At 71.1% G+C, this 18,343-nt stretch carries 1 protein-coding gene; it reads left to right on the forward strand.

Features of this window, described 5'->3' with window-relative positions; all coding sequences use genetic code 11:
* The first annotated feature begins 572 nt into the window (after positions 1–572).
* Positions 573–18,080 (forward strand): amino acid adenylation domain-containing protein, encoded by a 17,508-nt coding sequence (locus ACFZBU_RS03885; protein ID WP_391581873.1) that lies wholly within the window; start codon positions 573–575, stop codon positions 18,078–18,080.
* Positions 18,081–18,343: the final 263 nt, after the last annotated feature.

The raw sequence follows: 18,343 nt of genomic DNA on the forward strand, positions 1-18,343 counted from the left end.
AAGCCCGTTCCCGTGCTGCGTCGTCGGGAATTCCCTCTGCTGTGGAAGTGGCTGCCGAGGGGAGCGATGATCCCGTCGTCCCGTTGACAGGACAGCCCCACCCTGGCTGGATGGATTCCGGCGTATCGACCGAGTGTGTTCGAAAGCGCGTCGGATTCCGCGGGGGAATTCCGGTGAGGTTTCCCGCGTCGACATGCCATGCTTTTCCACGGTCGGCCCGCCTCGGGTGACAGCATTCCGATCTCGTCGAGACCGGCCGCGGATTCGGCCGACGGTGATTCCGTCGCCACCGGGCCGGTGGTCGGACGCGCCCGACGTCAACACCATCGGTTCCGTCTCCGATGGGCGGTATGCCGTCGTCGTCCCCCGGAGCGCCTGCTCCGATCGCCGGGAGCTGCTCGGTCCACCCGCCGGGCGAGGCGGGCACGTGGAGGCCCCGCACCGGCGATGTGGTGGCCCGACCCCGACGGAGAGCCGGAGTTCGCCGACGACATCGATGAACCGGCGCCCGCCGAGGAACGCATCGGCGGCAAGCCGGCCCCTCTGCGCACGATGAACAGGAGTGCCAAGCAATGATCCCGTTGTCCTTCGCGCAGCGACGTCTGTGGTTCATCGACAAGTTCGAGGGGCCGTCCGCGACCTACAACGTGCCCTTCCTCATCCGGCTCACCGGCGATCTGGACGGGAAGGCACTCGCGGCGGCGGTTCGTGACGTGGTGACCCGTCACGAGAGCCTGCGCACCCTGATCGTGGAGAACGCCGAGGGCGTGCCCGCACAGCAGGTGCTCCCCGCCGAGCAGGTCCGTTTGCACATTCCGCTCGTCGAGGCGGGTCCGGCGGAGCTGGACGAGGCGGTGCGCGAAGCCGCCAACCAGGTGATCACGCTGTCCGAGGAGATCCCGGTCCGCGCCACCCTCTTCCGCGCCGGTGCGCATGACCACCGGCTCCTGTTGCTGATCCACCACATCGCCACCGACGGCGAGTCGCTGGCTCCGCTCGCGCGCGACCTGGCCGCCGCCTACACCGCCCACGTCCGGGGCGGCGAGCCGGACTGGCCCGAACTGCCGGTCCAGTACATCGACTACACGCTGTGGCAGCGTGAACTCCTCGGCGACGAGGACGATCCGGAAAGCGTCCTGTCCACCCAGCTCGGCTACTGGCGCGACGAGCTGTCCGGCGTACCGCAGCCGATCCGCCTGTCCACCGACCGCCCACGCCCACCGGTGGCCGGCCACCACGGTGACGGCATCGGCCTCACCCTCGACCCGGAACTGTTCGCCAGGGTGGAGCAGTTGGCCAAGCGCACCGACGTGACCACGCCGATGGTGCTCCAGGCCGCGCTCGCGGTGCTGCTCCAGCAGCTCGGCGCGGGCGAGGACATCGCCATCGGCTCCACCATCGCGGGCCGCACCGACGACGAACTCGCGGATCTGGTGGGGTTCTTCGTCAACACCTGGGTGCTCCGAGCCGACCTGTCCGGCGCCCCCTCCTTCGAGCAGCTCCTGGCTCGGGTGCAGCACAAGGCCCTGGCCGCGTACGACAACCAGGACGCGCCGTTCGAGCGCCTGGTGGAGATTCTCAACCCGGAGCGCTCCACCGCGTACCACCCGCTGTTCCAGGTGATGTTCACCTGGGCGACTCGCGGCTGGATCGAGTTCGACCTGCCCGGCGTCAAAGCGCATTTCGGCCCGCTGCCGACGCCCACGGCCAAGTTCGACCTGGAGTTCAACTTCTTCGACGACCCCGACGACCCGGGACTGTTGATCTTCCTGGAGTACGCGACCGAGCTGTTCGACCGGTCCACGGCGGAGGCCGTCATGGCCCGCTTCGTGCGCCTCATCGAGCAGTTGGTCACCGAGCCGTCCCGCGCGGTCGTGCTGGCGGACGTGCTGGAGGCGGGCGAGCGCGAGCTGGTGCTGCGCACCTTCAACGACACCGCGACCACCACACCCGAGCTCGGCATCCCGGGCCTGCTCGAGCGCCGGGTGGCGGCGACGCCGGATGCGACCGCCCTGGTCCACGACGACGAGGAACTGTCGTACGCCGAACTCGACGCACGGGCGGAGCGCCTCGCCCGGGAGCTGAGGGGTCACGGGGCGGGCCCGGAGACCGTCGTCGGCCTGGCCCTGCCGCGCTCGACGGACCTGATCGTGGGGATGCTGGGCATCCTCAAGACGGGCGCCGCCTACCTGCCGATCGACCCCAAGTACCCCAGCACCCGCCTGGACCACATCCTCTCCGACGCGCGTCCGCGGCTGATCCTGACCAACGCCGACACGGTCGGCGTGCTCCCGACGTCGGACGTGCCGACCCTGTTCATCGAGGACGTCGACTTCGCCGCGGTGGGCCCGGATGTGCCGCCGGCCGTGGTCCGGCCCGCGAACGCCGCGTACGTGATGTACACCTCGGGCTCCACCGGCACCCCGAAGGGCGTGACGATCACCCACCGCGACGTGGTCAACGGCGTGCTGCGCCTTGCCGACGCGGTCGGGATCGACGCGGGTACGCGGGTACTGGCGGGCACGTCGGTCAACTTCGACGTCTCGGTCTTCGAGACCATCACCACCCTGGCCGTCGGCGGCACCCTCGACGTGGTCCGCGACGTACTGGTGATCGCCGAGCGCGGCGGCTGGACCGGCGGGGTCGTCAGCACCGTGCCGTCCGTCTTCGCCGAACTCCTGGACCAGGTGGGCGAGAAGATCCGGGCCGACGCGGTCGTGTTCGCCGGCGAGGCGCTGCCCGCCGCACTCGTGGAGCGGGTGCGGAACACCATTCCCGGTGTGCGCGTGATCAACGCCTACGGCCAGACCGAGTCGTTCTACGCCACCACCTTCACCGCCGACCAGACCTGGAGCGGCACGGTCGGCGCGCCGATCGGTGTCCCACTGGGGAACATGCGCACCTACGTCCTGGGCCCCGGCCTTCAACCCGTGGCTCCCGGTGTCGTGGGTGAGCTGTATGTCGCGGGCAACGTGGCGCGTGGCTACCACGGCCGTGCCATGTCCACCGCCGAACGCTTCGTCGCCGACCCGTACGGGCCCGCCGGGGCGCGGATGTACCGCACCGGCGACCTGGCCCGCTGGACGGCCGACGGCGGACTCACGTACGTGGGCCGCGACGACGCACAGATCAAGGTGCGCGGCTTCCGGATCGAGCCGGGGGAGGTGGAGGCGGCACTGACCGCCCACCCCGGCGTGGCACAGGCCGTGGTGGTCCCCCGACAGGGGCACGGCAGCACCCGGCTGGTCGGCTACGTGGTGCCGCGGGGCGCGGGGGAGTCGGGGCTCGGCACAGTGGAGAGCCTGGGCGACCTACAGGTCGACCTGACGGCCGGGGTCTCCTCGCGCGAGCTGCGCAAGTTCGTATCCGGCAGGCTGCCGGAGTTCATGGTGCCGTCGGTGTTCGTGATACTGGACCGGCTCCCGCTGGCTCCCAACGGCAAGCTGGATCGCAAGGCCCTGCCGGAGCCCGAGTTCGCCGGCAGCACCCACCGGGCGCCGCGCACCCCGGTGGAGGAGATTCTCGCCGGGGTGTACGCCGAGGTCCTGGGCCTGGACCGGGTCGGCATCGACGACGACTTCTTCGCCATCGGCGGGGACAGCATCCGCTCGATCCAGGTGGTCTCGCGGGCCCGGGCGCAGGGAGTGGAGGTCACGCCGCGACAGGTCTTCGAGACGCGCACGGTGGCCGAGCTGGCCGAGACGGCGGGCAGCGGTGGCCGGCCCGGGCCGGTCCTCGACGAACTCGAGGGCGGCGGCGTGGGCTTCATGCCGCTCCTGCCGGTGAGCCACTATCTGCTGGAACTGGGCACCGGTCTGAACCGGTTCACCATGTCGATGACGGTGGAACTGCCGGTCGGGATCGACGAAGCCGGTCTGGTCGCGACCCTGACGGCGGTCTTCGACCGGCACGACATGCTGCGTTCGCGCCTGGTCGTCGGCCGGGAGACCGGTCTCGAGGTGGCCGCTCCGGGCACGGTCGACATCGCGCCCCTGATCCACCGGGTGCGCACCGACGGCCGCTGGGCCGACGACTGGCGCGAGCAGGCCGCCGCCGAACTGGACGCCGCCACCGATCGCCTGGACGCCGAGGCCGGGCGCATGGCGCGGTTCGTGTGGTTCGACGCCGGCGCCGGGGGCGCCGGGCGGCTGATCATCGTCCTGCATCACTTCGCCGTCGACGGCGTGTCCTGGCGCATCCTGCTGCCCGACCTCGCCGAGGCGTGGCAGCGCGTCCGCGACGGACGCACACCGGAACCGGAGCCGGTGGGTACCTCCGTCCGACGCTGGTCCCACGCACTGACGCAGGAAGCCCGCTCCGCCGAGCGGGCCGGTGAGCTGGCGCTGTGGCGCACGATCGTCGCCGGTCCGGACCCGGTGCTCGGCAGCCGCCCGCTCGACCCGGCCCTGGACACCATGTCCACGGTCGAGCACGTGCACATGAATCTGCCGACGGCGGCCACCGAGGCGCTGCTGACCACCCTGCCCGCCGCCTACCGCGGCGGCGTCAACGACGGCCTGCTGGCCGCCCTCGCCCTCGCGGTGGCCAAGTGGCGCAGGCAGCGCGGTGTGGACGAGTCCTCGCTGCTGCTGCGCCTGGAGGGCCACGGCCGCGAGGAGGGCGCCGTGCCGGGTGCGGACCTCTCGCGTACGGTGGGCTGGTTCACCAGCATGTTCCCCGTTCGCCTGGACGTGGCGGGGGTGGACCTCGACGACGCCCTGAACGGCGGCACGGCCGCCGGCGTCGCGGTCAAGGCGGTCAAGGAGCAACTGCTCGCCGTGCCGGACAAGGGCATCGGCTACGGCCTGTTGCGCTACCTGAACCCGCGGACCGGCGAAATCCTCGAGCGGCACGCGACCGGTCAGGTGTCCTTCAACTATCTCGGCCGGTACGCGAGTTCGGCCAACCAGGCGCAAGCACCGCGGGGCCCGGGCTTCACCCAGGTCGAGGGCACCACCGAACTCATCGCGGACCCGGACGCGAACATGCCCGCGCTGGCCGCGCTGACCGTCAGCGCGTACGTGACCGACACCGAGCAGGGCCCGCACCTCACCGCCCGTCTCGACTTCCCCCGCGCCCTCTTCACGCAGGCCGAGGTGGCGGAACTGGCCGCGCTGTGGCGCACCGCCCTGGAGGCTCTTGCGCGACATGCCGCCCAGCCGGAGGCGGGCGGTCTCACGCCTTCGGACGTGCCGCTGGTGAAGGTGAGCCAGAGCGAGCTGGACCGATGGGAGAGGCATCGCGCGGGCCTGGTCGACGTCTGGCCGCTGACCGCGATGCAAAAGGGTCTGCTCTTCCACGCCGAGTTGGCCGGTGGCGACTTCGACTCCTATCGGATGCAGTTCGTCTTCCACCTCGCCGGGGAGGTCGAGCCGCAGCGGCTACGGGCGGCCGGGCAGGCCCTGCTCGACCGCTACCCCAACCTTCGGGTCGCGTTCGTCGACGACAGCTCCGGCGACCGCGTCCAGATCGTCCGAAGCGGCGTCGAACTGCCCTGGCGTGAAGCGGACCTGACCGCGATCGCCGAGGGCGAGCGGGAGGAACGACTCAAGCGGTTCCTGGCCGAGGAGCACAGCACCCACTTCGACCCGGCCCGGGCCCCACTGTTGCGCCTGTCGCTGATCAGGATGGCCGCCGACACGTGGGAGTTGGTGTTCACCGCCCACCACGTCCTGTTCGACGGCTGGTCGATCCCCCTGCTCATGCAGGACCTGCTGCGTCTGTACGGCTCGGCCGGGGACCCCACCGCACTGGGCAAGGCGCGCAACTACCGTGACTTCCTGGCCTGGCTCGCGCGCCAGGACGAGCAGGCGGGCCGCCGCGCCTGGGCACAGGAGTTGGAGGGCATCGACGAGCCCACGCTGCTGGTGCCCGCAGACTTGGCCCCGCAAACCGAGCCGACCGGCGTCGGCCAGGTGGATGTGCCGCTCACATTCGACCAGTCCCGTGCCCTCTCCCGTCGCGCGAGCGAGTTGGGCCTGACCCTCAACACCCTGGTCCAGGGCGCCTGGGGCATCCTCCTCGCCGGCCTGACCGGGCGTCAGGACGTGGTGTTCGGCGCCACCGTCTCCGGGCGGCCGCCGCGGGTCACGGGTGTGGACGAGATGGTCGGCATGTTCGTCAACACCCTGCCGGTGCGGGTGAACTGCCCACCGAGCCAATCGCTCGGCGTCGTCCTCGGCCGGCTCCAGGAGCGGCAGGGCGCGCTCTTGGACCATCACCACCACGGCCTCCTCGACATGCACCGATCCACCGGATTGCGCGTGCTGTTCGACACGATGGTGGTCTTCGAGTCGTACCCGATCGACGGTGCCGCCCTGAGTGAGGCGTACTCGGCCGCAGGGATCTCGGTGACCGGGATCAGCCCGCTCAGCAGCACCCACTACCCGCTCGTGGTGATGGCCTTCGCCGAGCCGCACCTGAAGGTCAGCCTCCAGCACCAACATCACCTCCTCGACCGCGAACGGGCGGCCGACATCGCCGCGCGCTTCGGGCGGATCCTCAACCTGTTGGCCGAGGACCCGCAGGCCCGAGTCGGTGGCATGGACCTGTTGTTGCCCGCCGAACGCGAGCGCGTCCTCGTCGAGGTCAACGACACCGCGGCCGATACTCCCGAACTGACCATCCCCGGCCTGTTCGAGCGCCAGGCGGCCGCCACGCCGGACAGGATCGCCGTGACGTACGGCGAAATCTCCCATACCTACGCCGAGTTGAACGCACGCGCGAGCCGGCTCGCCGGTGAGCTGACCGGACGCGGAGTGGGCCCGGAGACCGTGGTCGCTCTGGCGCTGCCGCGCTCGGCCGACCTGGTCACCGGCATGCTCGGCATCCTGAAGGCGGGCGGCGCGTATCTGCCGATCGACCCGAGGTATCCCAGCACGCGCCTGGACCACATCATGGAAAGCGCCCGCCCGCAGCTGGTACTCACCGACGCCGCCACCGTCGGGGTGCTTCCCGAGACGGACGTCGCGACCCTGTTCCTGGGCGACGTGGACCTCGAAACCGCCGATACGGGCGTGGCGTCCGCGGTCGAACCGCGGCCGGGGCACGCGGCGTACGTGATGTACACCTCGGGCTCCACCGGCACCCCCAAGGGTGTCGTGATCAGCCACGCGAACGTGGTCAACGGTGTGACGCGACTCGCCGAACGGGTGGGAGTGAGCGCGGATACGCGGATGCTCGCCGGTACGTCGATCAACTTCGACGTCTCGGTCTTCGAGATCGTCACGACGCTGGCCAACGGCGGCACCGTCGAGGTGGTCCGGGACGCACTGGTGCTCGCCGAACGCGAGGTGGTGTCGGCGAGTGTGATCAGCACGGTGCCCTCCGTCTTCGCCGGGCTCGGTGACCGCATGGCCACGATGACCGCTCTGGAGACGGTCGTCTTCGCCGGCGAGGCGCTGCCTGCCACACTCGTGCACCGTGTCCGCGAGGCGCTGCGGGGAGTGCGGATCGTCAACGCCTACGGGCAGACCGAGTCCTTCTACGCCACCACGTTCGCCGTTCAGGCGGGCCAGGAGTGCCGGGCCGCGGACAACACCCCGATCGGCACGCCGCTCGCAAACATGCGCACCTACATCCTCGGCCCGGGCCTGGCGCCGGTACCGCCGGGCGTGGTGGGCGAGTTGTACGTCGCGGGCAACATCGCCCGCGGCTACCTGGGTCGTTGCGGGCCGACCGCCGAGCGGTTCGTGGCCGACCCCTACGGCCCGGCCGGTGCGCGCATGTACCGCACCGGCGACCTGGCTCGCTGGAACGCCGACGGGCAGCTCGAATACGCCGGTCGCGAGGACGACCAGGTCAAGATCCGCGGAGTGCGGGTCGAGCCCGCCGAGGTCGAGCGGGCCCTGGCCGCGCACCCGGGCGTCGCCCACTCCGTGGTCGTGGCCCGTGACATCGCGGGCGCGGGGGACAAGCAACTGGTCGCCTACGTGGTGCCGGATCCGGACGGCATCGACGACACCGAACAGGCGGAGCAGCAGGTCGACGAGTGGGAGAAGATCTACGACCAGGTCTACTCGGGCGAGAGCACCGAGTGGGGCGAGAACTTCTTCGGCTGGAACTCCAGCTACGACGGTCTGCCCATCGAGCCGGCCGAGATGCGGCACTGGCGCGACGCGGCGGTCGAGCGGATCCTCCGCCGGCAGCCCCGCCGAGTCCTGGAACTCGGCGTCGGATCGGGGCTGTTGATGGCCCATGTGCTGCCACACGTGGAACAGTACTGGGCCAGTGACCTGTCGTCGGCCGCCGTCGCGCGGCTGACCCGCGAGGCCGAGCAGGCCGGGTACGCCGACAAGGTCACCCTGCGGCATCAGCGCGCCGAGGACGTGACCGGGCTTCCGGCCGGCCACTTCGACGTGGTGGTCCTCAACTCGGTGATCCAATACTTCCCGCACGCCGACTACCTCGACCAGGTCCTCGGTCAGGCCTTCGAACTCCTGGCACCGGGAGGCCGGATCGTCGTCGGTGACGTACGCAACGCCGCCACCCTTCCCCTGTTCGGTACCGGAGTGCAGTACGCCCGACACCCCGACGCCGCGCCGTCGGCGGCGCGCTCGGCGATCGCCCGCGCGGTGCTCACCGAGCCGGAACTGGTCCTGGACCCCGAGTGGTTCACCCGGTGGGCCGAGCGACACGGTGCGGCGGGGGTGGACATCCGCCTCAAGCCGGGGCGCGCGCACAACGAACTGACCCGCCACCGCTACGAGGTCGTCCTGCACAAGCAGCCGGCCGACCCGGTGGACCTGGCCGGGGTGCCGGCCGTGCCCTGGGGCGGTGAGACCGACGCCGACACCCTGGCCGGCCTGGTGGAACGGTACGCCGAAGCCGGTGGCCCGGTGCGGGTCACCGGCATCCCCAACGCCCGGCTGGCCGGCGAACTGCATCTCGCGGTGGAGGCCCGGGTGCTCGACGGCCCCGCCTTCACGGGTGCCGCGGTGGACCCGCAGGACGTGTACGAGTGGGCCGCCGGACGCGGTTGGGGTGTGCTGACGACCTGGTCGGCGCAGTCGGCGGAGTGCTTCGACGCGATCGTTTTCACCGACGGCCCGTTGGCGATGGGGGAGTTCACCGGCACCTTCCTGCCCTCCGGTCGCGCCGACCACACGCTCGCCAACGCCCCGGCCTCGGCCGCACGGATCGGCGCGTTGATCGGCTCACTGCGCGGCTATCTGCAGAAGCGGCTGCCGGTGAACCTGGTGCCCGCCGCCGTCGTGGCGATCGCCGCGGTCCCGCTGACCGCCAACGGCAAGCTGGACCGCAGGGCGCTGCCCGCACCGGACTTCGCCCCGGCCGCCGGACGGGCCGCGCGCACCGTGCAGGAGGAACTGCTGTGTGAGCTGTTCGCCGAGGTGCTGGACCTGGAACGGGTGGGTGTCGACGACGATTTCTTCATGCTGGGCGGGCATTCGCTGTCGGCCACCAAGCTCGTCAGCCGCATCCGGTCCGAACTGGGCGCCGAGGTCGAACTGCGCACCCTGTTCGCCCACCCGACCGTGGCCGAGATCGCCCCGCACCTGGACGGGAGTGCCGGCGTCCAGACACCCCTGGTGCGAGCCATCGAGCGGCCGAAGCGGCTTCCGCTGTCGTTCGCGCAACAACGATTGTGGTTCCTGCACAGGTTCGAGGGTCCGTCGGCGACGTACAACATGCCGATCGTCCTGCGGTTGAGCGGCGAGCTGGACGTGCCGGCGCTGGAGGCGTCGCTCAACGACGTCGTCACCCGCCACGAGTCGCTGCGTACCGTCTACCCGGAGATCGGGGGGAAGCCGTACCAGGACATCCTCGACCCGGAGCAGGCCCGCATCGGTCTCACCGTGCAGCCGATTCGGGACGAGCAGGCGCTGCGGGACGCCATTGTCGCGACGGCCCGTCACACCTTCGACCTGTCCTGCGAAGTGCCGCTTAAGGCATGGCTGTTCAGCACCGCGCCGACCGAGTACGCGCTGGCGCTGGTGGTCCACCACATCGCCGCCGACGGCTGGTCGGCCGCGCCGCTGGCCCGGGACCTGGCCACCGCCTACACCGCCCACGTCCGGGGTGCGGTCCCCGAGTGGGCGCCGCTGCCGGTGCAGTACGCCGACTACACACTCTGGCAGCGCGAGTTGCTCGGTGACGACGGTGACCCGGACAGCCGGTACACCAGGCAGTACGCGTACTGGGCCCAGCAGTTGGCCGGCCTGCCCGAGCAGGTGACCATACCCGGCGACCGGCCGCGCCCGGCGGTGCTCGAATACCGGGGCGATCTGCTGCAGTTCACCCTGGGAGCGGACGTGCACGCGGGGGTCGGTGAGCTGGCCCGGGCTGCGAACGCGACTCCGTTCATGGTGTTGCAGGCGACCATGGCCGCGCTGCTCACCCGCCTCGGCGCGGGCACGGACATCGCGATCGGCAGCGGAATCGCCGGCCGCACCGACGATGCCCTCAAGGACCTCATCGGCCTGTTCGTCAACACCTGGGTGCTGCGCACGGACACCTCGGGGGACCCGACCTTCGCCGAACTCATCGCCCAGGTCCGCAGGTCGAGCCTGGCTGCCTACACCCACCAGGACATCCCGTTCGAGTCGCTCGTGGAGAAGCTCAACCCGAAGCGCTCGGCGTCGGTCCACCCACTGTTCCAGATCGCCTTGGTGCTGCAGAACAACGAGGAGGCGGACTTCGAGCTGCCCGGCCTTCGGGTGCGTGGTGAGGGCGTGGGCACCGGGACGGCCCGCTACGACCTGATGCTGAGCCTGAACGAGACGTTCACCGACCGCACCACACCCGCGGGCATCCAGGTCGCGGTGGAGTACTCCACCGAGTTGTTCGACGGCTCCACGATCGAGACCCTGATCGCCCGCTGGGAGCAGTTGCTGACCGCCGCGGTCACCACGCCGTCGCATCGCATCAGCCACGCGGACCTGCTCACCGCACAGGAGCGGCGCGAGTCGCTGATCGGCGAGCAACGGCACACCGGACCGAGCCTGGCGGCGGCCACGTTCCCCGACCTGTTCCGGGCCTGCCTGGAGCGGGCGCCGCAGGCGCTCGCCGTGGAGTCGATCGACGACGCCTGGTCGTATCGGGAGCTGAACGCGCGGGCGAACCGCATCGCGCACTGGCTGATCGCCCGGGGCATCGGGCCCGAGCAGCCTGTCGGTGTGTCCCTGCCCCGCAGCGCGCACCAGGTGGCGGTGGCGCTGGGCATCCTGAAGGCGGGGGCGGCCTATCTGCCGATCGCCCTGGACTACCCGGGCGACCGCATCACCCACATGGTCGCCGACTCGCGCCCCGCGGTGGTCTTCACCACCCGGTCCGCCGCCGCGGAGCTGCCGCTCGACCTGCCCACCGAACTCGTCGCCATCGACGACGAGGAGCTGCGGCGGGCCTGGCGGGAACTGCCCGACACCGACCCGGACACCGCTGCGGTCCCGGAGCACCCGGCGTACGTCATCTACACCTCGGGTTCCACCGGGCACCCCAAGGGCGTGAGCGTCACCCACACCGGTCTGGCCGCCCTGAGCGCCACGCACCGCGAGCACTTCGGCCTCGACGCGCACTCCCGCGTCCTGCAGCAGGCCTCGCCGAGCTTCGACGCGGCCTTCTGGGAGCTGGTGATGGCCCTGACCACGGGCGCGGCTCTGATCGTGCCCGAGCAGCAGCGCATGGCCGGTGAGGATCTCGCACATGCCCTGGCCACCCGTGGCGTCACGCATGTCACCGTGCCGCCCAGCGTCGTCGCCACCATGCCTGCCGACGCCGCGCGCACCCTCACCCGGCTGCGGGTGCTCACGGTGGCCGGTGAGGCGTGCCCGCCCGCACTGGCCGCCCAGTGGGCGCCGGGACGCCGGCTCATCAACGCCTACGGCCCCACCGAGACGACGGTGTGCGCCACCGCCAGCTCCCCCCTCACCACCGAGCGCGCCCCGATCGGCACGGCCGTCACCGACACCCGTCTGTACGTGCTTGACGGGCGGTTGGCCCCGGTCCCGCCGGGCTCTCCCGGCGAGTTGTACGTGGCGGGCCCGAGCCTGGCCCGCGGCTACGTGCACCGCCCGGGCCAGACCGCGGGCACCTTCGTGGCCGACCCGTACGGCCCCGCGGGCTCGCGCATGTACCGCACCGGTGATGTGGTGCGCCGCGGCAACGACGGGCAGCTCGAATACCTGGGCCGCAACGACGACCAGGTCAAGATCCGCGGCTTCCGGATCGAGCCCGGCGAGATCGAAGCGGCCCTGGCCGAGCACCACGGTGTGGCCCGGGCCGTCGTCGTGACCCGCAAGCTGCGCGGCAACCCCCAACTCGTCGGCTACGTGGTGCCCACCGGCGACCGCAACGCGGAGGCCGGCGACGACTTCGACCTGACCACGGGCGTGTCCGTCGACGAACTGCGCAAGTTCGCCACCGGACGGCTGCCGGAGTTCATGGTGCCGTCGGTGTTCGTCGTGCTCGACGAGCTTCCGCTGACCCCGAACGGCAAGCTGGACAAGGCCGCGCTGCCCGAGCCGGAGTTCACCGGGGGCGACTACCGTGCCCCGCGCACAGCCCGGGAACAGGCCATCGCCACCGTCTTCGCCGAGGTGCTCGGCGTCGAACAGGTCGGCGTCGACGACGACTTCTTCGCGGTCGGCGGCGACAGCATCCGCTCCATCCAGGTGGTCTCCCGCGCCAAGGCACACGGCATCGAGGTCACCCCGCGGCAGATCTTCGAGCACCGCACGGTGGCCGACCTCGCCGCGTTCCTGCACACCGGTGACCACACCACCGCCGCCCCGGCGGGGCCGGCGGGTGGCGGGGTGGGCACCATGCCGCTGCTTCCGGTCGCCCGCTACATCACCGAACTGGGAGGCGGCCACGACCGGTTCAGCATGTCGATGGTGCTGGAACTGCCGACCGGCATCGACGAGCGGGGCCTGGTCGCGACGCTGTCCGCGGTCCTCGACCACCACGACATGCTGCGCTCGCGCCTGGTGCCGGGTGTGCGGCCGGAACTGGAGGTCGCCGCGCCGGGCACGGTGGACGCGACGGCGCTCATCCACCGCGTCCGCTGCGACGGCGCCTGGGACCGGGACGACCGACGGGAGCAGGTCAAGGCCGAACTCGACGCGGCCGCAGCCCGGTTGGACCCGAAGGCCGGCGCCATGGCCCGCTTCGTCTGGTTCGACGCGGGTTCGCGGACCGCCGGGCGCCTGATCGTCGTCCTGCACCACCTGGTGGTCGACGGCGTGTCCTGGCGCATCCTGCTGCCCGATCTTGCCCACGCCTGGGAGCAGGTCCGCGAGGGCCGTACGCCCGAACTCGCCCCGGTCGCCACCTCCGCACGTCAGTGGGCACACGCCCTGGTCGAGGAGGCGGCACGGCCGAAGCGGGTCGCGGAGCTGGAGCTGTGGCGCTCGATGGTCGAGGGACCGGACCCCGTTGTCGGCTCGCGGGCCTTCGACCCGGCCGTCGACCTGCGCTCCACCGTGGAGACCGTGCGGGTGGAACTGCCGCCGGCGGTGACCGAGACGCTCCTGACCACGCTGCCCACCGCGTTCCACGGCGGTGTCGACGACGGACTGCTGGCCGCGCTGGCCCTCGCGGCGGCCGAGTGGCGCAAGCGGCGCGGCGTGGACGAGTCTTCGCTGCTGCTGCGCCTGGAAGGTCACGGCCGCGAGGAGGCCGCGGCGCCGGGGACGGACCTGTCGCGCACGATCGGCTGGTTCACCAGCATGTTCCCGGTCCGCCTGGACGTGACCGGCTTCGACCTGGAGGACGCGTTCACCGGTGGCGGCTCCGCGGGCGGCGTTGTCAAGACGGTCAAGGAGCAACTCAAGGCCATCCCGGACAAGGGCATCGGCTACGGCCTCCTGCGCTACCTCAACCCCGAGACCGCCGACGCCCTCGGGGCCCACGGCACCGGTCAGATCTCCTTCAACTACCTGGGCCGTTTCACGGCGGACACCAACCCGCGGAGCGCGAGCGGCACCGGCTGGACGGTGGCGGCGGACGCGGCGGACCCGGCCCCGGACCCGGACCCGGACATGCCCGCCCTCGCCACCATGGAGATCAACTCCTATGTCCTGGACGGTGAGCAGGGCCCGCGTCTGAGCGCCGAGATCGGCTTCCCGGCCGGTCTGCTCACCCGGGACGAGGCGCAGGAGTTCGCCGACCTGTGGCGCACCGCACTCCAAGGGCTGGCCCGGCATGCGGCCAAGCCCGGCGCGGGCGGCCTGACCCCGTCGGACGTGCCCCTGGTCCGGGTGAGCCGGCGCGACCTGGAGGCATGGGAGGAAAGCCACCCCGGCCTCGTGGACGTGTGGCCACTGACCCCGGCGCAGTCCGGCATCCTGTTCCACAGCGTGATGGCGGAGTCGTCGTTCGACGCCTACCGGATCCAACTCGTGCTCCACCTGTCCGGGGCGGTGGTTCCGGAGCGCATGCGGGCCGCGGGCCAGGCGCTCCTCGGCCGTTACCCCAACATGGGCGCCGCCTTCGTGAACGGCACGGCCGGTGAGCAGGTGCAGCTCATCCTCAAACATGTGGAACTTCCCTGGCGCGTCATGGATTTGCGCGGCCTGAGCGACAGCCTGCGGGACGAGGAACTGGAGCGAATCCTCGCCGCCGACCACGCCGAGCCCTTCGACCCCACCGTGCCGCCGATGGTGCGCATGACGTTGGTCCGGATGGACGCGCGGCGCTCGGAGCTGATCCTCACCGTCAACCACGCCCTGTACGACGGCTGGTCGCTCTCGCACCTGATGCGGGACCTGATCCTGCTGTACGAGGCGGAGGGCGACGCCTCCGCGCTGCCGCGCGTGCGTCCCTACCGGGACTTCCTGGCCTGGCTCGCGCGGCAGGACCACGAGGCGTCGGCCCGGGCGTGGGCGGAGGAGTTGGCGGGTGTGACGGAGCCGACCATGCTGGCGCGCGTGGCCGCCACCGAACAGGGCGGCGGTCTGGGCCAGTTGGAACTCCCGCTCGGTGCGGAGACATCCCATGCGTTGTCCCGCCGGGCACGCGAGTTGGGCATCACCCTCAACACCCTGGTGCAGGGTGTGTGGGGTGTGCTCCTCGGTCACCTGACCGGACGTCAGGACGTAGTGTTCGGCACCACCGTCGCCGGCCGTCCACCACAGCTGACCGGGGTCGACGACATGGTCGGCCTGTTCATCAACAGCCTGCCGGTGCGTGTGCGCTACTCCGCCCGGGAGACGTTCGCGCAGGTGCTCACCCGGCTCCAGGAGCACCAGACCGTGCTGATGGACCACCATCACCACAGCCTCAGCGCGATCCACGAAGCGGTCGGCCTGGGCACCCTGTACGACTCGATGGTGATCCTCGAGTCCTTCCCGGTGGACCGGCAAGGACTCACCGAGGCACACGCCTCGGCCGGTGTCGCCGTCACCGGTGTCCGCATGCTCAGCGGCACCCACTACCCGCTGATGCTGGCCGGCACGGCAGACCCGCACCTGCGGCTCGGCCTGCAGTATCAGGACACCATGTTCTCCGCCGACGCGGTCGAGCGGATCGGTGCCCGACTCGGGCGCCTCCTGGAGCAACTGGCCGCCGATCCGCACACCCCGCTCACCGATCTGGACGTCCTCGACGCGGCCGAACGAGACCTGGTCCTTCGCCGATTCAACGACACGGCGCGCGAGCTGCCCGAGCGCACCGTCCCGCAATTGGTCGAGGAACAGGCCGCCCGGCGGCCCGAGGCGACCGCGGTGGTCTGCCAGGACCGGTCCCTGACCTACGGGGAACTGAACGAGTGGGCCAATCGGCTCGCCCGCCACCTCACCGGGCAGGGCATCGGTCCCGACGACACCGTCGCCGTCGTTTTGCCGCGCACGCCCGAACTGGTCGTGGCCCTGCTCGCGGTGATCAAGACGGGGGCCGCCTATGTACCCATCGACCCGGGCTACCCGAGCACCCGCCTGGCGCACATCCTCGCCACCGCCGAGCCGCGGCTGATCATCACCGACGCCACCGCGGCCGGTGTGCTCCCCGAGCGGGACACCGAACTGCTGCACCTGGACCGAGTGGACGTGTCGGGCCGGCTCGGCACCGATCTCGACGACGGCGACCGGACGCGGGCGCTGCGGCCGGACCATCTGGTGTATCAGGTGTACACGTCCGGCTCCACAGGCCTGCCCAAGGGCGTGGGCATCAGCCACCGCAACCTCGTCAACGCCCTGGCCGGGCTGGCCGAGGACATCGGTGTGCCACACGGTTGGCGGATGCTGGCGAGCACCTCGATCGGCTTCGACATCGCCGCTTTCGAACTGTTCGTCACGCTGACCACCGGTGGCAGCGTCGAACTCGTCCGGGACGTCCTCGCCCTGGCCGAACGCGACGCGTGGGACGTGGACGTGATCAGCTCGGTACCCTCGGCCTTCGCCGAACTGGTCGACCGACTCGGCGATCGCGTGCACCCCAAGTCGCTGGTGTTCGCCGGTGAGGCCCTGACCACGGCGCTGGTCGACCGCCTTCGCGCGGTCTGGCCCAAGGCCCGCATCGTCAACGGCTATGGGCCCAGCGAGACCTTCTACGTCACCTCGCACATCGTGCCCGAGGACGGTCCCGGAGCCTCCGCCATCCCGATCGGCAAGCCGCTGGGCAATCTGCGGGCGTACGTCCTGGGCCCGGGCCTGACTCCGGTCGCCCTCGGCGCGGTCGGCGAACTGTACATGGCGGGCACCGGGGTGGGCCGCGGCTACCACAACCGCCCGGCCCTGACCGCCGAGCGCTTCGTGGCCGACCCGTTCGGCCCGCCGGGTGAGCGGATGTACCGCACCGGCGACCTGGCTCGCTGGAGCGAGGAAGGGGAACTCGAATACGTCGGGCGGGCCGACTCGCAGGTGAAGATCCGCGGTTTCCGGATCGAGCCGGGTGAGGTGGAGGCGGTGGTGGCGGCGCATCCCGAGGTTGCCCAGGCCGCGGTGATCGCGCGCTCCGGCGCGGGCGGCAAACAGCTCGTCGCCTACGTCGTCCCGACGCCGGGTGGGGGCGAGACGGCCACCACCGAGTTGCGCGCCTTCGTGTCCGAGCGGCTGCCGGAGTTCATGGTGCCGTCCGCCTTCGTCACCCTGGAGCGGCTGCCACTGTCACCGAACGGCAAGCTCGACCACAAGGCGCTGCCCGCGCCGGAGCTGACCGGTTCGGCGGCCTACCGAGCGCCGCGCACTCCCCAGGAGGAAGTCCTGGCGGGCCTGTTCGCCGACGTCCTCGGCGTCGGCAAGGTCGGCATCGACGACAACTTCTTCGACCTGGGCGGCCACTCGCTGCGGGCGACCCGCCTGGTCGGCCGCATCCGTACGGTCTTGATGATCGACGTACCGATGCGGACCGTGTTCCAGTCCCCCACCGTCGCAGGGCTGGCCGCGCACCTGAACGGCGGTGCGGAACCCGGCGGCCACACCGACCCGTTCGGGGTGGTGCTGCCGTTGAAGACGGGAGGCGACAAAGCGCCGGTCTGGTTCATCCACCCCGGCATCGGCCTGTGCTGGTCGTACCTGGGCATGGCGGTGCAACTGGGCGACCGGCCGGTGTACGGCATCCAGGCCCGCGGCTTCGACGGCGCACCGGTGCCGACGAGCTTCGAGGCAATGGTCCTGGACTACGTCGAGCAGATCCTCGGCATCCAGGCGTCGGGCCCGTTCCACCTCATCGGGCACTCCATGGGTGGCACCCTCTCGCACGCCATCGCCGCGGAACTCCAACGGCGCGGTCACGAAGTGCCGTTGGTGGTGATCCTGGACGCCGCCCCCAGCAGCAGGTTCGCCGAGCAGGACGTGGTCCTGGACCCGGCCCAGGCGCGAGATTTCCTCCAGGACTACCTGCCTGGCGGACAGGACGACGCCGACCGCCTGGCCCTGATCACCAACGGTTCATCCCTCATGGTCGAACACGTCAAGATGGTGCGGAAGTTCGCACAGCCCACCTACCGGGGCGACGTGGTCTTCGTCAACGCGACGCTCAGCCCGGAGCCGTCGGCCGACCTGTGGGAGCCGTACGTCCGAGGCAGCGTGCGGTCGTACGACATCGAGGCCACCCACTTCGGCCTGACGGCGCCCAAGCACACGGTCGACATCTGCGCGATCGTCAACCGGCACCTCGAAGAGTAGGCACCGCAGCCGGCGCCGCGTACGCGCGCCCCGGCCGGTCGGTGCGAACCACACCGACCGGCCGGGGCCGCCGAGCGGGGGAGTCAGGCCCCTGGCGCGGTGGTATCCGGCCGGTGCCTTCGGCACGCACGACGAACCCGGCCCACTCGCGGTGGGCCGGGTTCGTCGTGCGTACGGTGGTCGAGACCGGCTTCGCGGCGGCTCTCGGGCGGTGAGTCCCGCCGCCCTCACCTTCTTCACATCCCGACGACCGTGGCCGGCAG

The organism is Embleya sp. NPDC008237 (genome assembly GCF_042956465.1).
Lineage (GTDB): Bacteria > Actinomycetota > Actinomycetes > Streptomycetales > Streptomycetaceae > Embleya.